This is a genomic window from Cupriavidus sp. SK-4 (genome assembly GCF_000611125.1).
Classification (GTDB): domain Bacteria; phylum Pseudomonadota; class Gammaproteobacteria; order Burkholderiales; family Burkholderiaceae; genus Cupriavidus; species Cupriavidus necator.
Map to the genome: position 1 here is coordinate 1 of NZ_JFJW01000176.1, position 15,754 is coordinate 15,754.

General features: G+C 64.1%; 20 protein-coding genes. 2 read left to right on the forward strand and 18 right to left on the reverse strand.

Annotated elements, in window-relative coordinates; all coding sequences use genetic code 11:
• The coding region (locus CF68_RS33235; protein WP_035827485.1) for a Tn3 family transposase at positions 1-574 on the forward strand (574 nt) is incomplete at its 5' end.
• 215 nt (positions 575-789) lie between these two features.
• Here the strand turns inward: CF68_RS33235 and CF68_RS33240 are convergent.
• From CF68_RS33240 to CF68_RS33325, 18 genes are all read right to left on the reverse strand, one after another.
• Entirely contained in the window at positions 790-1,206 is a 417-nt protein-coding gene (locus tag CF68_RS33240) for a hypothetical protein (protein WP_012478195.1), read from the reverse strand.
• Positions 1,207-1,308: 102 nt separating this feature from the next.
• On the reverse strand, positions 1,309-1,752 hold the full coding sequence (locus tag CF68_RS33245) for an OmpA family protein (RefSeq protein WP_011255142.1): 444 nt from the start codon (positions 1,750-1,752) through the stop codon (positions 1,309-1,311).
• Between the two features lie 15 nt (positions 1,753-1,767).
• Entirely contained in the window at positions 1,768-2,466 is a 699-nt protein-coding gene (locus CF68_RS33250; protein ID WP_012478194.1) for a TraX family protein, read from the reverse strand.
• The gene (locus CF68_RS33255; RefSeq protein WP_011255140.1) at positions 2,463-2,732 is read right to left on the reverse strand and encodes a hypothetical protein; all 270 of its coding nucleotides are present in this window, start codon (positions 2,730-2,732) and stop codon (positions 2,463-2,465) included. The genes CF68_RS33250 and CF68_RS33255 overlap by 4 nt, the downstream gene beginning before the upstream one ends.
• A gap of 29 nt (positions 2,733-2,761) precedes the next feature.
• Positions 2,762-3,397 (reverse strand): transglycosylase SLT domain-containing protein, encoded by a 636-nt coding sequence (locus tag CF68_RS33260; protein ID WP_011255139.1) that lies wholly within the window; start codon positions 3,395-3,397, stop codon positions 2,762-2,764.
• A 1-nt stretch (position 3,398) separates the two neighbouring features.
• Complete coding sequence (locus CF68_RS33265; protein ID WP_011255138.1) at positions 3,399-3,977, reverse strand: TrbM/KikA/MpfK family conjugal transfer protein; 579 nt, start codon at positions 3,975-3,977, stop codon at positions 3,399-3,401.
• A gap of 18 nt (positions 3,978-3,995) precedes the next feature.
• Positions 3,996-5,714 carry a P-type conjugative transfer protein TrbL gene (trbL, locus tag CF68_RS33270; RefSeq protein WP_012478193.1) on the reverse strand — a complete coding sequence of 573 codons (1,719 nt, stop codon included), beginning with the start codon at positions 5,712-5,714 and terminating at the stop codon, positions 3,996-3,998.
• Between the two features lie 11 nt (positions 5,715-5,725).
• Positions 5,726-5,947, reverse strand: coding sequence for an entry exclusion lipoprotein TrbK (gene trbK, locus CF68_RS33275; RefSeq protein WP_011255136.1), 222 nt, complete (start codon positions 5,945-5,947; stop codon positions 5,726-5,728).
• A gap of 9 nt (positions 5,948-5,956) precedes the next feature.
• On the reverse strand, positions 5,957-6,730 hold the full coding sequence (gene trbJ / locus CF68_RS33280) for a P-type conjugative transfer protein TrbJ (protein ID WP_011255135.1): 774 nt from the start codon (positions 6,728-6,730) through the stop codon (positions 5,957-5,959).
• 16 nt (positions 6,731-6,746) lie between these two features.
• On the reverse strand, positions 6,747-8,126 hold the full coding sequence (locus tag CF68_RS33285; protein WP_035827489.1) for a TrbI/VirB10 family protein: 1,380 nt from the start codon (positions 8,124-8,126) through the stop codon (positions 6,747-6,749).
• Between the two features lie 3 nt (positions 8,127-8,129).
• Positions 8,130-8,591, reverse strand: coding sequence for a lipoprotein (locus tag CF68_RS33290; protein ID WP_011013267.1), 462 nt, complete (start codon positions 8,589-8,591; stop codon positions 8,130-8,132).
• A 2-nt stretch (positions 8,592-8,593) separates the two neighbouring features.
• Complete coding sequence (gene trbG / locus CF68_RS33295) at positions 8,594-9,487, reverse strand: P-type conjugative transfer protein TrbG (protein WP_014386236.1); 894 nt, start codon at positions 9,485-9,487, stop codon at positions 8,594-8,596.
• 17 nt (positions 9,488-9,504) lie between these two features.
• Entirely contained in the window at positions 9,505-10,293 is a 789-nt protein-coding gene (locus tag CF68_RS33300) for a conjugal transfer protein TrbF (RefSeq protein WP_011013265.1), read from the reverse strand.
• Positions 10,290-12,848: a VirB4 family type IV secretion/conjugal transfer ATPase gene (locus tag CF68_RS33305; RefSeq protein ID WP_011013264.1), complete on the reverse strand. Its 2,559-nt coding sequence runs from the start codon at positions 12,846-12,848 to the stop codon at positions 10,290-10,292. Before CF68_RS33305 ends, CF68_RS33300 begins: the two co-directional genes overlap by 4 nt.
• Positions 12,845-13,156, reverse strand: a complete 312-nt coding sequence (locus tag CF68_RS33310; protein WP_011013263.1) for a conjugal transfer protein TrbD — start codon at positions 13,154-13,156, stop codon at positions 12,845-12,847. Before CF68_RS33310 ends, CF68_RS33305 begins: the two co-directional genes overlap by 4 nt.
• A gap of 3 nt (positions 13,157-13,159) precedes the next feature.
• Positions 13,160-13,624 carry a conjugal transfer system pilin TrbC gene (trbC, locus tag CF68_RS33315; protein WP_011013262.1) on the reverse strand — a complete coding sequence of 155 codons (465 nt, stop codon included), beginning with the start codon at positions 13,622-13,624 and terminating at the stop codon, positions 13,160-13,162.
• Between the two features lie 29 nt (positions 13,625-13,653).
• A complete protein-coding gene (gene trbB, locus CF68_RS33320) occupies positions 13,654-14,619 on the reverse strand; it encodes a P-type conjugative transfer ATPase TrbB (protein ID WP_011013261.1) in 966 nt (321 codons plus the stop codon).
• A gap of 314 nt (positions 14,620-14,933) precedes the next feature.
• Positions 14,934-15,293, reverse strand: coding sequence for a transcriptional regulator (locus CF68_RS33325; RefSeq protein WP_011013260.1), 360 nt, complete (start codon positions 15,291-15,293; stop codon positions 14,934-14,936).
• Between the two features lie 109 nt (positions 15,294-15,402).
• Between CF68_RS33325 and CF68_RS33330 the strand changes: the two genes are divergently transcribed.
• On the forward strand, positions 15,403-15,741 hold the full coding sequence (locus tag CF68_RS33330) for a single-stranded DNA-binding protein (protein WP_011013259.1): 339 nt from the start codon (positions 15,403-15,405) through the stop codon (positions 15,739-15,741).
• The last annotated feature ends 13 nt before the right edge of the window (positions 15,742-15,754 follow it).

The following is a 15,754-nucleotide window of genomic DNA, read 5'->3' on the forward strand; positions in this document are numbered from 1 at the left end:
GAGAGGCGACAACTATTCTGACGCGGGGGGGAAGCACTGGGACACCTTGGTCCATTTGGCAGCCTCGGTGATGAGCGGCAACGCCAGCGCAGTTGCAGCGCTGGCCAGATTTGGATCGGCGGCGCGGGGAGACCCCATCTACGAAGCGGGTGTTCAGTTGGGGCGCTTGCTGCGAACTGCGTTCCTGGCCGACTACTTTGTCAAAGACGCCTTCAGGAATGAGCTGCGTCGGGTACTCAACCGGGGTGAGGCGGTCAATGCCTTGAAGCGGGCGATTTATACCGGCAGAGTGAGCCCGGCTCAGGCCAAGCGGGCCGAGGAAATGCAGGCGGTGGCTGACGCCTTGAGTCTGTTGGCCAACATCATCATGGCCTGGAACACAACCCAGATGCAGGCCGTTCTGGACCGCTGGGCCAACCGGCGTCAGGTCATCCCGGCGGAGCTCACGGGGAAAATTGCGCCGACGCGGCTGCAAGGTATCAATTTGAGGGGCGTATTCCGCTTTCCAGTGGAGCGTTATGCCAGTGAAATCCTGCCGTCACAGACCACGCCGAAAACCGGGACCGGCGGTTGAAACCGAGCACGCTTTTGCGCCCTCAAACGGCGATCAAAAAAATCAACAGGAAACCCAATGAAATCAATGGCTTGGCAGACCACCCCTACGCCAGTGCTCGATCTCCTACCGTCACTTTTGACAACGAAAACAAATCGACCCCTGTCAAGGAAAACGGGCCTGCAGCATCGCCAGGAACGGCGATGGAGGCCCGCTAGGGGACGCCAGCAGCGCAGTTAAAACGTCGCGTCTTTCAGCGAGATCGAACACCCGTTGTAGTCGTAGCTCACGTCCGACACGACACCCGACACCCGAGCGGTTTTCCCGGTTGAAAGCTGGGTGACGTTGAGCTTGTTGTCTGTACCGGCATGCACCGAAACCTGGCCGGAGCGCAGGAACACCCGATAGCGAGGCTGGAAGCCTTCGGTGACGGAGCGCACTTCACCGCTGACCGCAAGGCCCTTGTTGGCATAGAGGCCGTTTGCTCGCACCTGGTTGTCTTTCGCGGCCTGGCAGATTTGCGGCAGGGATTCCGTGAGCATCACCGGGGCGGTGGCCTTCTGCACATCCTTGGCGACTTGATCCAACGCAGCGCAGCCCGCGAGGGCGAGCAATGGAATAACGAGGGCTAGACACTTCTTGGTTGATTGCATAGACACGACCTTGAGGGTTGGTTAGGAAATTGGGTGTCGGGATGCCCCCGACTGCTCACCACTAGGCAGGTGACGCAGCCGCTAGACCGAAGCGAGCGGCTTTTAGTACGTAGGCACGTAGATGACTTCAATGTCCACGCGCTGGTTCTGGTGCCGCCCTTCTGGCGTCGAGTTGTCGGCCACGAAGTCGGATGCCGAAGCGAAGTTCACCATGATCTTGAGCGGCGACACGCCGCGCGCAATCAGGTACTGGCGGGCCGACAAGGCCCGGCGCAAGGCCAGGGCCTCATCGGCCGCGCTGGGGCGTAGCGTGCTGGTGCGACCGCTGACGTAGATGATCGTGGCCCCCTTCGCCTCGGCCAGCAGCTCGGCCGTGGAAGCGTCCGGCCGGAACGTGGTGCTGCTGTCGGAGAAGGACACCGAAACAGCGGTCAAGACCGGCTCGCCATAGCTCACGGCCGCCATGCCGGCAGCGCCGGCGGCCATCGCGCCAGGCGCGAAGGCAAGGGACGCCAAGGAGAGGGTCAGAAAAAGGGCTTTGCGCATGGTGCGGACTCCAAATCAGAAGAACAGGTAGCCGGCCTTGCTCATGGGGATGCGGATCAACCACAGAGCGGCCAGGTGCAGCGGGTAATAGGCGTAGAACGCCCAGCGCAGGCGCGGCATGGGCAGATCGACGCGGGAAGCGACCAGGAGCAGCGGCAGCGAGGCCAGCGCCCACAGGTTGCGATTGATGAACCACAGCGCCGCGCAGGCGAGCAGCGCGACGGCCGCGGCGGCCCAGGTGGGCCGCTTGCGGTACGACCACACCGCCAGGCCGAAGGCCACGGCCGGCCACCAGTATTCGACCAGGCCGCCACCGACCAGGAACACCAGGCCGGCGCCGACCAGGTGCAGCGGGCCGCCCTTTTCCACCAGGTAGGCGCACGCCGTCACGACCAGGAGCGTGAACAAGACATTGAGGGGCCACCACCCGGCGGACAGGCCACCCAGGGCGACGAAGGGCACCGAGGCCACAGCGCCGAACACCGCGAGGCGCTTCATCGTGCGCGTGTACGCGCCGCGCTCGAATGCACCAGGTCGAGCCAGGTTGTAGGCCAGCACGAAAACGAAGATCGGCAGCGCCAGGCGGCCGGCCTCGAAGAGAAACGGCAGCGTGCCATTGAACAGGTACTTGTTGACGTGATCGCCGGTCATCAGGGCCAGCGCGAGCCACTTCAACGCTTCGACCGTCCCATCCGGCACGTGCAAGGGCTTCATCCGCGCTTGCCCCCGCGTGAGGCATAGGCGCGCAGCACCAGGAAGATGATGTACAGCGCAGGAAGCGACAGCACGAAGGCAATGGGCTTGCCGATCCATGCCGGCAGCGCCCACAGCAGCAGACCCAGCGCGAAGATCGGGCCGAGGCCCAGCAAGAGCAGATCGAATTGCCCCTTGGCCTGCGATTCGGCCCAGTTGCAATAGGCGGTCAGCACCCGGCCGAAACCGAGCGTGTAGCGCATCATGAAGGCGTGGAATTTGTCCATGTTTTAGCCGCTAAATCGGAAGGCCCGCCCTACTCCGGCGAGCCTTCGCTTCTGTTGTTGAAGGAGATCGAGCGCGGCACGTAGCCGCCCGCGACGTTGATGGATGGAGCTGCTGCCGGCCTGGCCGCCGGCGCGGCCGCTGGGGCCGCTGCCGTGGCCTGCTGGGCGGCTTGCACCGCCGGCGCTGGCCCGGTCGGCATCGAGGGCGTGGCCCCCGCCTTCGTCACGTCCAGCGTGACGAACCGAGCTTCGAGCCAATCCGCCCACTTGGCGGCCTTGCGCATCAGGTCGGCGCGATACACCGCGTTGTACTGCGGCGTGCGTGAGTGGTAATTCGCGGCCTTCGTCCAGAGATCGCCCTTGTCGTTGCGAATGTGCATCCGCAAGCGCCAGGCGGCGAGGTCGAACGAGTAGCAGCCAGCGGCCGCTACATCGTCCGCCGTGATGCCGTAGCGGGCCAGGTCGCGCAGGTAAGCCGTGTTGAACTGCATCGGCCCCACGTCATGAGTGCCGTTCGAGTTGCGCACCCACTGGCCCGGCTTGCCGCCTTCCTTCTCCGCGACGGCCAACACGATGTTGGCCGGCACTTCGTACTTCACGGCCGCCGAAACGGCGCACACGACGCGCTCCTGGAGCTGCGGCGGAAGGTCGGCAGCAAAGGGCATGTCAGTAACCCCCCCAGGAAGCGCGGCGGCGCTCTTCGTCCTCGCGCCGGATGCGTTCGTTGTACTCGGCCAGCGCCCGGTCATAGTCGGCCGCTTCGACCCAATACCCGCCCCTTTCTGGCGTGCCGACATAGCGCGGCTTGGTGCTGCTGAAATCGGTGTAAGCGTGGTTGGTGTAGGCCGCGCAGTAGTCGGGCATCTGGTTGCTGATGTACGTCGTCCCGTCCTCGTAGCCCTGCCAGAACACCAGCGTTTGATTCAGGGCCTGCGCATCGCAACGGCCAGCGCCGCGCGACATGGCCGACACCAGCGCGGACATTTCCGGCGTCTGGTTCGACACCGGGCACAGATCGAGGAAGTTCTTGCGCTTCTTGATCGTGTCGGACATTTTCCGCGCCGTGATGCTGAAATACTTGCGAAGCGACGGCGCGCATTCGCTCGGGCGGGTGCCGCTTGCGAGGCACAGGATCGCCTCGCAAGCCAGGCGGGTGTCGCCGGTCAGCACGTCTTGCGCGCTGGCCGTGCCGACCGAGCAGAGGGCCGCCACAGCGGCCACGATGGAAAGCAACTTCTTCTTCATGATGAACACTCCTTTGGGTTACGCAGATTTGTCGTTGCGGCCGCCGTCACGGAACGCGGCTACTTCGGACTCGGGATCGGCAGAGCTGTCAGCTCCGGCCAGGCTGTTGTCGCCGAAGGTCGGCGAGGGTTGTTGATCGGGCACGTCGATGCTCGTGTCGGCCGAGCTGCCGCCCTGCGCCTTGATCGCGGCCGCGATCTTTCCGCCGGTGGTGTCGGCGATGCGTTCCATCGCCGAGTCGCGCATGCTGGCGGCCTTCGCGGCCGCCACCGCACCTACACCCTTCGCCAAGTTCGCGCCGGCGTCGGCCGTGACGCGGCCGGCCTTGCCAAGCGCGGAAGCGGCCGAGGCCAGCATGCCGGGGCCGGTACTACCAGGTGCGTCCTGCTGGCCGCCCTGCCCCGCTCCCTGGCCCTGGCCGCCACCCTGGCCGGCCTTCGCGCCGCCGGCGTCACCGCCGCCGCTGGCCTTCTGGCCGCCGCCTTCGCCACCCTTCGAGCTGGAGCCGGCCTTATCGCCGCCGGCCTTGTCGCCGCCTTTGTCGCCGCCCTTCGACTCGCCGCCGCTGCTGCCGCCGCCGCCAGAGTCGCCACCGCCGCCACCGAAGCCGGCGGCTTGGCCCAGGGGCGTGCTGGTGCCGGCTTCACCGCCACCACCACCGCCAGAGTCGCCGCCACCACCACCGCCCAGCATGGACATGACATCCGACCCGGACGAGACGTTTTCATTGGCCTTCGAGAACGCGGCCATGACCGCAGAAGCACCGCCGGCGGCCGAGGCCGCGCCGGCCGCCAGAGCAGCGCCGCCGGTTGCCGCTGCTGCGGCCGCCATGCCAGCGGCACCGAGGGCCGCGCCTGCGCCGAAGTTGCCGATGCCGGCACCGCCCACGCTCGCGCCGGTGATGACGCCGGCGATGAGCGCCGGAATCTTGTTGACGAGTGCCAGCAGGATCACGCAGACGATGAGCATCACGCCCATTTCCTTGAGGTTGATCCCCTCGCTCATGCGCGCGTAGTAGTCATCCAGAAAGGTCTTGCCGATGCCGACCAGCAGCACCATTGCCATGAGCTGCGCGGCCACACCCAGCACGGTCTTGTAGTAGTTGATCGCCATGTCGGAAGTCCACCGCGACCCACCGAAGCCGAGGAAGAACACGCCGCCATAGGCGAGCACCCAACCAGACGCCAGGAGAAGAAGCATGTTCACGCCGATGAGCGCGAGCACGATCAAGATGGCAACGGCCATGAGGATGCCGGCCATGCTGTCCACCGGCGACCACACCGAGGACTGATCCATCACCTTGTAGAAGATGGCAAAGCCAATATCGACAATGCCGGAAGGCGACAAGGCTTGACCCAAGCCCGTCGCGTTGCCGGCAATTTGGCGTAGCGACGCATAGATGGTCGAGGCGAAGTTAGGGCCGTTCGTCAGCAACCACCAGAAGAAGCCGGTGAAGATGGTGAAGCGGACAAGCTCCGCGAAGAACTCCCCAATGTCGGCCTTGCGCAAGGCCATCATGCCGAACGTCCAGACCATCGAGATCGTCACCAGCAGCCAGAACAACCAGGATGCGGCGTTGGTGATGACACCGGCCCAGCCGCTGGCGGCGGCGTTGTAGCGGTTCAGAACGTCATCGAAGAGGCCCGAGCTGTTCATTTGGGCGGAAGCGTCCGTAGAAAAGAACGCCAGCCAAACGAGCAGCGGCAGGGCGAGTTTCAAGCTGGCTGGCATTCTCATTCGTCAGTACCTCACCAGGACTTAGGTTCGCTAGGTTTGAACGAGCCGGCCCGCAGGCACTGCGATGAAAACGCCTCTTGCACGCTCTTATCGAGCTTGGCGATGTTCTCGGGTTTGCAGTTCTCGGCATTCACTTCGGGCAGCGTCACCGGCTCGGGCTTTTTCTCGCAGCCGGCCAGCAGGGCCGCCACAAGGGCGGCCGCTGCCAGGATCGAGGGTTTGGATAGGCGCATGTATCCCCCTTACCAATTACGGGCCGGACTGGCCCTGTACTCGCCCTTGCGCAGCGCCTCGCCGGCGGCTTGCTGCTGCGCTTCACGGTCGGCTTCGACCTGCATCCGCGTGGCGATGGCGTTCTGCTGCGCGACCATGAGGCCCCGGATTTGCAGAAGCTGGTTTGCCTGCTGGGCCGCGAGCTGGTTGGCGAAGCCGATGGCCTGCATTTGCCCGTTCGCGCCCTGCGCGGCCGACTGGAGCCGTTCGAGCTGGCGCGCGTCGGACTTCAAGGCGTCCTGCTGGCGATCCAGGCCCTTGAACAAGGCATCGTTGGCCTTCTTCTGGCTCTCGCTCGCCAGGCGGCGGTTCTCGGCCATTGCGGCCTGTTCGGCGGGCGTGCAGCCGCCGGTGCCGTTGAAGCACGGCGAGCTGCGGTAGTAGGCCACGTCCTGGAACTTGCCCAGGTACGAGTCGATGCTGCCGAGCTGGGTCTTGTAGTAGTTCAGCGTATCGACCGCATTCATCAGCCCGTTGATCGTGGACTGCGCCTGATCCCAGATATAGGCCGCCGGCGCGACCGTGTTCTGGATCATGTTTTCGTACTGCTGGAGCTGGGTTTGGTACTGCTCAATTTGCTTGAGCGTCTGCGCCACCGACTCGATGGCCGTCATGACGTTCTGCACCAGGTTCCCGCCGTCGATGACGGGAATGCCGGCCTGCGCGGGCGACATGGTGGTGATCGACCCGGCCATCAGAGTGACGGCGAGAGCGACTTTAGCGGCTAAAAACTTCTGCTTCATTTGCTTTCTCCTGGCGTTAGTAGTCAAACGATTGGTACGGCTTCGAGAACGTCATGTCCTTGGTCACGATGACGTTGAACCGATAGCCGGGGCGGATTTCCAAGGTCGGGGCAATGTTCAGATTCTTGGAAACGAGTTGGGCGATGGTGTTGCCCAGCACTTGCCCAAGTGCTTCGCTCAAAGCATCGCTGGCGCGCTGCTGATTGCCGGTGGAACCGCTGTTGTCCTGGCTCATGCTCACGGCGGCGATGACGCCCGACATGAGGAAGGCCGAGCCGAACACGCGCAGGTAGTGGTTATTCACCTGGTCATTGAAGCCCGCGTACCCGGCGCTATCCGCGCCCGGCATCGTGCCAATGTCCATCGCCTTGCCATCGGGGAACACGATGCGCTGCCAAGCCACAAGCACGCGCGACTGACCGTAGGCAACATCGCTCGAATACGACCCGACCAGGCGCGAGCCTTGCGGAATCAGCAGATGCTTGCCGGTCGGCGTGTCGTACACGTTCTGCGCGACCTGGGCCATGATCTGGCCCGGCAAGTCGGAGTTGATGCCCGAAATGAGCGTGGCCGGCACCACGAAGCCGGCGCGCAGCTCGAAGGGCGAGCGCGGCGCTTCGGGCTGGGAGTCCAGCCGCCAACGGTCGCCCTGGCCGCTTCCCGCGAACTGCGCGTAGTTCTTGCCCTGGCCGCCACCGGCGGTTTGCAAGAGCTGCGGCGCACCACCACCCACGCCGCCGCCGGCCTGCTGGCCGCCGACGCCCGAGGCGCGAAGCTGCGCGAGCCGGGCCTGATAGGCGGCGGTCGGATCGCCCGATGCTTGCGCACCGATTTGCTGCCGCACAGCCGCCAGGCGGGACAGCATTTCGTCGCGCGTCTGCGGCGTGCCCGGCTGCGCGCCCGATGACCCGCTGCTGCGCGGCGCATCGACACGAACGCCCGTCTTGGCCTTGACCGCTTCCTGGAACATTTGCAGCTTCGCCATGCGGATGCGGTCGGCTTCATCGTCATGCACCGGCTGGCCCAGGTTGCCGCTGGGCGGTGGCGGCGGCGCGTCCAGGTCGGGGCGCGCGACAAGCACCGGCGCAGCCTCTGGCCCGGTCGCCAGCTCCGGCGGCTTGAGCGGCGAGGCCGCTTCTACCGTGCCGCCATCCCTGTCGCCGACGATCTCCTTGGCGAACATCGTCGTGTTACCCGCCTTCTCGGCCGCGCCTTGCGCCGGTGCGTTCTGCTTCGCAGCGCGATCCGCCGCGACCAGCATCATCACCAGCAGGAAGGCACCCAGCGCGGCCGCAAGGATGTACATCGGCATGTTGTTGACACGCCGCACGCCGGACTTCTTCGATACCGCGCCCGGCGAGGCGTCCGGTGCCATTTGATCGGCTTGGTCACTCATAGGTCACTCCTTGCGCACCCAATACCCAGCCGGCGCAAAGCTGCCGTCTTGCACCAGGTACGGGCGGGTGATGGATTGATGGCCGACCAACAGAGTCAGGCGGTACAGGTTCGAGTCGCCGGCCTGGTCGAGCACGTACCGCAGCGGCAGGGCCGCCGGCGATGCCGGCTCACTGGCCGCCGTGGCCTGCGCCTTCGCGCTGGCCGGGTTGAACTCCAGTAGGGCATAGCCGCGCTCGCGCAACGTCAGCACCAGGGCCTGGCCGAAGGCATCAGGCGTGGCCTGTTGCAGCTCCAGGCGCGTCTTGGCCGGCGGGTACAGCACAGCGAGCTGCTGCACCGCTTCGCGGGCGAGCTGCTGCTGATCGACCGTTGCGGTCGGCGGGACGAAGTTGCCGTATTGGCCGGTGGTCGCGCAGCCGCCCAGGGCGAGGACGAACAGCGCAGCAAAGATGATCTTGCGCATGGTCACTTCCTCCGGGAGATAGTCACGCGGTCTTGGCTTCCACCAACACCGGCAATCAGGATCGCGCGGTCAAACACCGTGTCCACGATGTAGCGATTGCCCTGCACGCGATAGTTCACCATCACGGTTTCCTCGTCGCGGAAGATGCCGCCCTCGCGGCGCACGACCAGGAGCGTCGGCGCTTCGGTTTGCTCCATCGTTCCGGGCATTTCGATGATGGTCTTGCGGCCATCGTTGAACACACGCACCGGCTTCCAGCTCGCCGAGCCGGACAGGTCATAGTCGAACTTGAGATCGCCCAGGTACTCGCCGGTCTGCGGGATGGTGCGGTCGGTGCGTTCTTGCGTTTCGCGGCGCTGGATCGCGTCCCACTTCGCAAGCGCGTCCTCGGGGTAGGTGAACGAGACTTGCGGCATGTACTCGGTGCGATGCGAGCGCAGGCGCAGGTGATAGGCGCGGCGGTTCGTCGTCACGATGAGGCTGGTTTCCAGGCCAACATCCATCGGCTTGATGATGAGGTGCTGCACTTCGTTGGGGCCGCTGCCGGTGATGGCCGGCTCGACCGTCCACCGGGCCGTGTCGCCCAGGTTGATCGAGTTGACTTGCTCGCCTGGCTGCAAGGCCACGTCGCACACCTGGAGCACCGCGCACACGATGCTGGGCTGCTGCGCGCCGAACAGGAACTTGATCGCGCCATTGGAGCCGGCGACGGGCTTCATGCCGGTGGCAGCGCCCGCGTTCCATCGCTTCGCAATGTCGATGGCCGCGCGCTCTTGAGGCGTCAGCGTCGGGTTCTTGCCGGTGAAATACTTGTCGGCCAGGTCATCGGCGGCCAGGGCCAGGGTGGGCGACAGCAGCGCAGCGCCCAAGGCGACAACGGAAAAGATTTTCTTCATGGTGAATGTCCTTGGGTTCATTGAACGCGCGACCAGGAGTAGTCCCGCACGTACACGCTTAGGGGGTTGTTCCGAAGTTGCTCATCCGTGGTTTGCGGCGTGACTTCCGCGACGTACACAGTGACCAGCGCACGCCAGATCGCGGGCTTGCCCTTCGGTGTGCCTTGACGGTCGCGGGCGGTTTCTTCCCACTCGACTTGCCAGGTGTCCGGCGTCTGCGGGATGGCCGTCTTGATCTCGACGTTCACCATTTCCTTTTCAGCGCGACGGAACGGGCTGGCATCCGGGGTGCCGTTCAACCACTCATTCATCTTTGGCGTTGCCGGATCGTTGGGCGACAACTTGGCGTACACGCGGAACACAGAGCGGCGCTGCAAGGCCACGTCCGGCGTGACCGTGCGGGCGTCGGTGATGAACTCGGCGACCGTCGCATGGATGACGCGGGCATCGGCCTTCGAGGCCGCTTGCACCGGGCCGGCGGCCACTGTCTGGCCGAGCTTGTCCACTTCCACCACGTAGGGGATGAACTTCGACTGGCTGCCGATGTGGATCACGCCGCCGACGCCGGCGAGCGCGATCAACAGCGACAAGATGCCGATCACTTGCCAGGTCTGGCGAGACGACACGACGCCGCCCACGTGATCGTTCCAGGTGCGACGAGCGGCCAGATAGGGGTTCTCGGCCTCGCCCTGGCGTCGGCCGCCTTCCAGCGGTTCATCGGTCTGCCGAGGGTCGCGCTTGTCGCGTCCTGCGGCCGTGGCGGGCTTCTTGAAGATCAAGCCCTTGAGGGTGTCGGCAAAGCTCATGCGGCCTCCAGGTAGTCATTGAGATTCAGATTGCGGCCGGCCAGCCAGTGATCGACCCACTCATGGCCGAACTTCGCTTGCAGGCTCTTGATGGCGGCGACCGATTCCTTGTCGGACGCGCCGACGAAGGCCAGGGCCAGCGGCCCCAGGGCGAGGTCATAGAGGCGGCGGCCGTTCTCGGAGACGTAGTAGTACTGCCGCTTCGGAACCGCCGTGGCGAGGATTTCGATTTGCCGCTTGTTGAGGCCCATGCGGCGATAGAGCGCCGCCGTGTCCTCGTCGCGGGCATAGACGTTCGGCAGGAAAATCTTGGTCGCGGTCGATTCCACGATCACATCCAAGATGCCCGAGTTGGCCGCGTCGGAAAGGCTTTGCGTAGCCATGAGCACCAGGCAGTTCGCCTTGCGCAAGACCTTGAGCCATTCCCGAATCTTGGCGCGGAACGCCGGGTGGCCCAGCATCAACCAGGCTTCGTCCAGGATGATGACGGCCGGCTGGCCTTTAAGGCCGCGCTCGATGCGGCGGAACAGGTACAGCAGCACCGGCAGCGCGAACTTCTCGCCGAGGTTCATCAGCTCTTCGATCTCGAACACCGTGAAGTCGGAGAGCGACAGGCCATCCTCTTCGGCATCGAGCAGGTGGCCCATCGAGCCGTCCACCGTGTATTGCTTGATGGCCTCGCGGATCGCTTCGTCCTGGATCGTCACCGAGAACTCGGAGAGCGTGCGCGCGCCGCTGGCGTGCATGCTCATGATCGCGTGGCCGATCTCGTTGCGCTGCCCTGGCGTGGTGTCCACGCCGTTGAGCGCAAGGATCGTGTCGATCCACTCCATCGCCCAAGCCCGATCCGCCTTCGTTTCGAGGAACTGGAGCGGGCAGAAGGCCAGGCGGTCATCGTCGGCGGCCACCGTGAAGTGCAGGCCAGTCTTGCCCTTCGAGCCGGCATTGATTGCGGCCGCGAGCGGGTACATCGACATGCCCTTGTCGAAGGCGTAGATCGACATGCCGGCATAGCGCCGGAGCTGCGCGGCGATGATGCCCAGGTGCGTCGATTTGCCCGCGCCGGTCGGGCCGAACATGAAGGTGTGGCCCAGGTCGCGCACGTGCAGGTTCAGCCGGAAGGGCGTAGCGCCGACCGTGACGCAGTGCATGAGCGCCGGGGCCAGCGGCGGGTACATCGGGCACGGCGCGGTGGCGCTGCCCGTCCAGATGGAGCTTGTCGGCAGCAGGTCGGCCAGGTTCATCGTGTTGATGAGCGGCCGGCGCACGTTCTCGACGCCGTGGCCGGGCAAGCTGCCCAGGTAGGCGTCCATCGTGTTGATCGTCTCGATGCGCGCCGCGAAGGCCAGCCGGTTGATGGCCTTCTCGACCGACAGCGCGGCGGCCGCCAGGCGCTCCCGATCCTCATCCATCAACACGACCACGGACGTGAAGTAGCCGGCGGCCACCAGGCCGCTATTGACCTCGGCGATGGCCGCCTCGGCATCGGCCACCATCGTTGCCGCGTCCTGGTTGACGCTGCCGGTGTTGGTGTTGAAAACCTGGTCGAAGAAGCCGCGAATCTTCTGCTTCCACTTCTTGCGGAACTTGTCCAGGTGCTTCAAGGACTCGTGCTGATCCATGAAGATGAAGCGGCTCGACCAGCGGTATTCACTCGGCAGCTCGGCCAGGGCCGACAGCAGGCCAGGCGTTGACTCCAAGGGGAAGCCTTCGAGGGACACCACCTGGATGAACTTGCGGCCGATCTTCGGAACGACGCCGCCCCACAGCTCTTGCCCGCCGATCACGGCGTCCAAGTACATCGGGTTGCTGGGGAGCTGCACCGGGTGATAGTTGCCGGTCACGCAGAACTGCAACCAGCTCAGGAAGTCGTCATGCGTGACTTCCCTGCCCTCTTCCGTGGCGATCTTGTGGCCCTTCAAGCGCGTGAGCTTGACGGCCGAGGACATGCGCGATTCCAGGCTGCGGATTTCGCGCTTGAACTGCTCGATGAGGCCCACGGTGCGGGCCGTGTGGTCGGGCGTCACCGCGTCATCGTCAAACATCAGCTCAACGAACTTGCGCTGGGCCAGCACTGGCGGAAACCAGGTCACGGCGAATACGAAGTGCCCTTCGTACATCGTGCCCAGGCCCTCGAAGAGCCGCCGGCGCTCTTCATCAATGGCGGCCGACACCGGATCGGTGAAGGTGGAGACGCCGCGCTCGGAGTAGTTGGGTGCCGGCCGGCGCACGGCATCGACATGAACCATCCAGCCGCTGCCCAGGCCCGCCAGGGCCTGGTTGATGCGGAAGGACACCATTTCCCGCTGCTCTTCGGTGCTGCTGGCGTTGTCATCCCCTTGGTACAGCCAGGCGGCCATAAAGGAGCCGTTCTTGCCCACGATCACGCCGTCATCGACCACGGCGGCATAGTTGAGCAAGTCGGCCAGGCCCGCGTCCTTCGACCGATGCTTCTTGAGCTTCAGCTCGGCATCGACCTGACGGATACGGGCAAAGAGGATGAGCAACAGAACCGCACCGAGTACAGCAATGCCAATTGCGATTGCTTCGATCATTTGTATTGCTTCCCTTGACTCGGCGTGTTTTCACGGAAGGGCGTGCTGCGAGCCGGGTAGTACGGCTTGTACCGGCGGTGCCGCAGGTACACGTGTCGCAGCTTCGGGTCGGACTTCGCCATGAGGCGCAGCACGAATAACGCGCCGAACCACAAGGCGATGCCGAACACCGTTGCCCTCACTTCTTGGGCGCTGAAAATCAGCGCCCCGGCCAGCAGGCCCGAGAACATCACCAGCTCGCGGTCGCCACCCATGAACAGGTTTTCTCGGTTGCCGGCCCTACGGATGGGGATCGCGCGCAGTGCCATGACTTACCCCGCGATGTGGCCGCGTTCGGCCCAGCGTGCGATGGCTTCACCAGGGAAGCCGGCCATGTCCAGCGCCGCGACCTTGGCCTGGTGCAGCACGCCATCGGTCAGGGCGGCGATTTCCGCGCCACGGCCGAAGAAGGTGCTCATCATGTTCTGCGCGCCGACCAGCAGGGCCATGACCAGGACGATGAAGATCAACGTGCGGAAGAAGCCGTTGAGTTCGCCGCCGAAGATCAAGATGCCGCCGGCGACAACGATGCCGATGATCGACAGCGCGAAGGCCACCGGGCCGGTGACGCTGTTGCGCAGGTTGGTCAACCAGCCTTCATACGGCAGGGAACCGCCGGTGCCTTCGGAGGCGAAAGCGTGCTGGGGGGCCAGCAGGAAGAACGCCAAGAGGGCGAACATGCCCAGGTAGAACACGGCGCGGCTGTCGAAGCGGAACGCGGGAAGGGTCGATTGCATGGGTCTAAGCTCCTTACAGGGTTACAGGGTTACAGGGTTTTGGTTGCGTACTGGCCGTTGGCGTAGCCGGAAACCTCAAGGATTTCCTGGATGCGCCGCGAGCCGTCAGGGGTGCGGGCGATATGAACGACCACGTGAACCGCCTCGCCTATCAGCGGTTCAATGGGTTTGGGTGAATCGGGGTGCATGCTGATGAGCATGGCGAGCCGATCAAGGCCCGCTTTGGCGTTGTTTGCGTGCAGGGTTGCGGCTCCTCCTTCGTGCCCGGTGTTCCAGGCCATCAACAGATCAAGTGCTTCGGGGCCGCGCACTTCGCCGACCAGGATGCGGTCGGGCCGCATGCGCAGCGTGGTCTTGAGCAGCGCCGTCATGGTCACGTCGATGCTGGTGTGGTACTGGACGTAGTTCTCGGCGGCGCACTGGATTTCGCCGGTGTCCTCGATGATGAAAACCCGTTCGGTCGGGTCTTGAAGCACCATCTCGTTGATGATCGCGTTCACCAGCGTGGTCTTGCCCGAGCCGGTGCCGCCGATCACCAGGATGTTCCGGTGGGCACGCACGGCGGCAATCAAGGAATCGCGCTGCTGCGCGGTCATGATTCCGCGCTCGACGTACTGCGCCAGGGTGAAGATGGCGACCGCCTTCTTGCGGATCGCAAAGGTCGGTGCGGGCACGACCGGGGGGAGCTGGCCGGCAAAGCGGCTACCGTCTAGCGGGAACTCGCCTTCCAGGATCGGCCGCTGCCGCGTGACTTCCTTGCCGTGGTAGCCGGCAATGGTTTCGATCATGGCTTGGGCCTGCGCGAAGCGAAGGGTGCCGATGCACTTCATCGGCTCGCCCAGCTTCTCCTGCCAGACTTTGCCGTCCGCGTTGAGCATGATTTCAACGGTCTTGGGATCGTTCAGAGCTGCCAACAGCTCCGGCCCCATGTCGCGTTCGAGCTTCTTCTTCGCCCGTTCCTTGATCGTGTTGTGTTCCAGCTTCTGTTCGGTCATTCCGTGTATCCCATGTATGTGATTTGCGTGCTGCCCTGACCGCACGCATTCTACACAGGTTCATACGATATACCGAAGTCTTTTGACGAGCAAGCAAACGGAATGACGGATTGAGTGTTTTCAATCGTGTCCCGAGCTGATCGCAATAGAAACAACGCGGCGCATGCTCCGTGCGCCTCGCACCGAACCTATGGCTTGCGTTGTGGGTGTTCCGGGGGTTGAGCCACCCCGGCGGGCTTTAGCGGCTAAAAAGTGCTGGCTTCTGCTGGCTCAGTTCCTTGCCGCGTCCCTTCCCTGCTTTCTTTCTTGGCGTCCTACCCCCGGAGCTTCTTGCGGGCGGCCTCGCCCCACTTCTTGACGATGAATGCCTGATGCGACGGTAGCACCGCCGCCACTCGCTCGAAACCGGCAGGAAGGCTCTGCGGAGCCTTGCCGCCGGCCAGGGCATCGAGCGTGTCCTTGTCCAAGTCGGTTGATTCAAGCAGAAGGGGCAACGGCGCATCAAGGGCCTTGGCAATGTCCTGCATGACCTTGAGGGACGGATTGGCCTTGCCCGTAGTGAGATCGGACAGGAAGGAGATCGAAACCCCCGACCTGTCCGATAGCTCCTTTTTCGTCATGTGGCGCTCATCAAGCAGCCGCAGCACGTTCGTGAAGAAGATGTAGTTATACAAAGGCGTCGCCTTGCGCATGGGCGGCTCGAAATTTTAGCCGCTAAAGTTCTTGACCTCGGAATTAGGTTTAGCTAAACTCTAGGCTTCATCACAGCCTGGAGAGCTACGCATGAGCCATAACCAATTCCAGTTTATCGGCAATCTTACCCGTGATACTGATGTTCGCCATAGCGAAAACAGCGCCCGCGCCGTATTCGACCTGGCCGTGAACCGCGTGTGGCGCGACCGCGCCGGCGAGAAGAAAGAGCAAACCGACTTCTTCCGCATCAAGTCGTTTGCCGGCCTGGCAGAGAACGCGGGCAAGTACCTTGGCAAAGGCTCCAAGGTGTTCGTCCAGGGCCGCATCGAGCCGACGAAGTTCGAGAAGGACGGCCAGACCGAGTACGGCTTTGACTTCATCGCCGACGTGATCGAGTACCTGGATACCAAGGAACCAGGCGGCAAATGAGAAACGCGCCCCC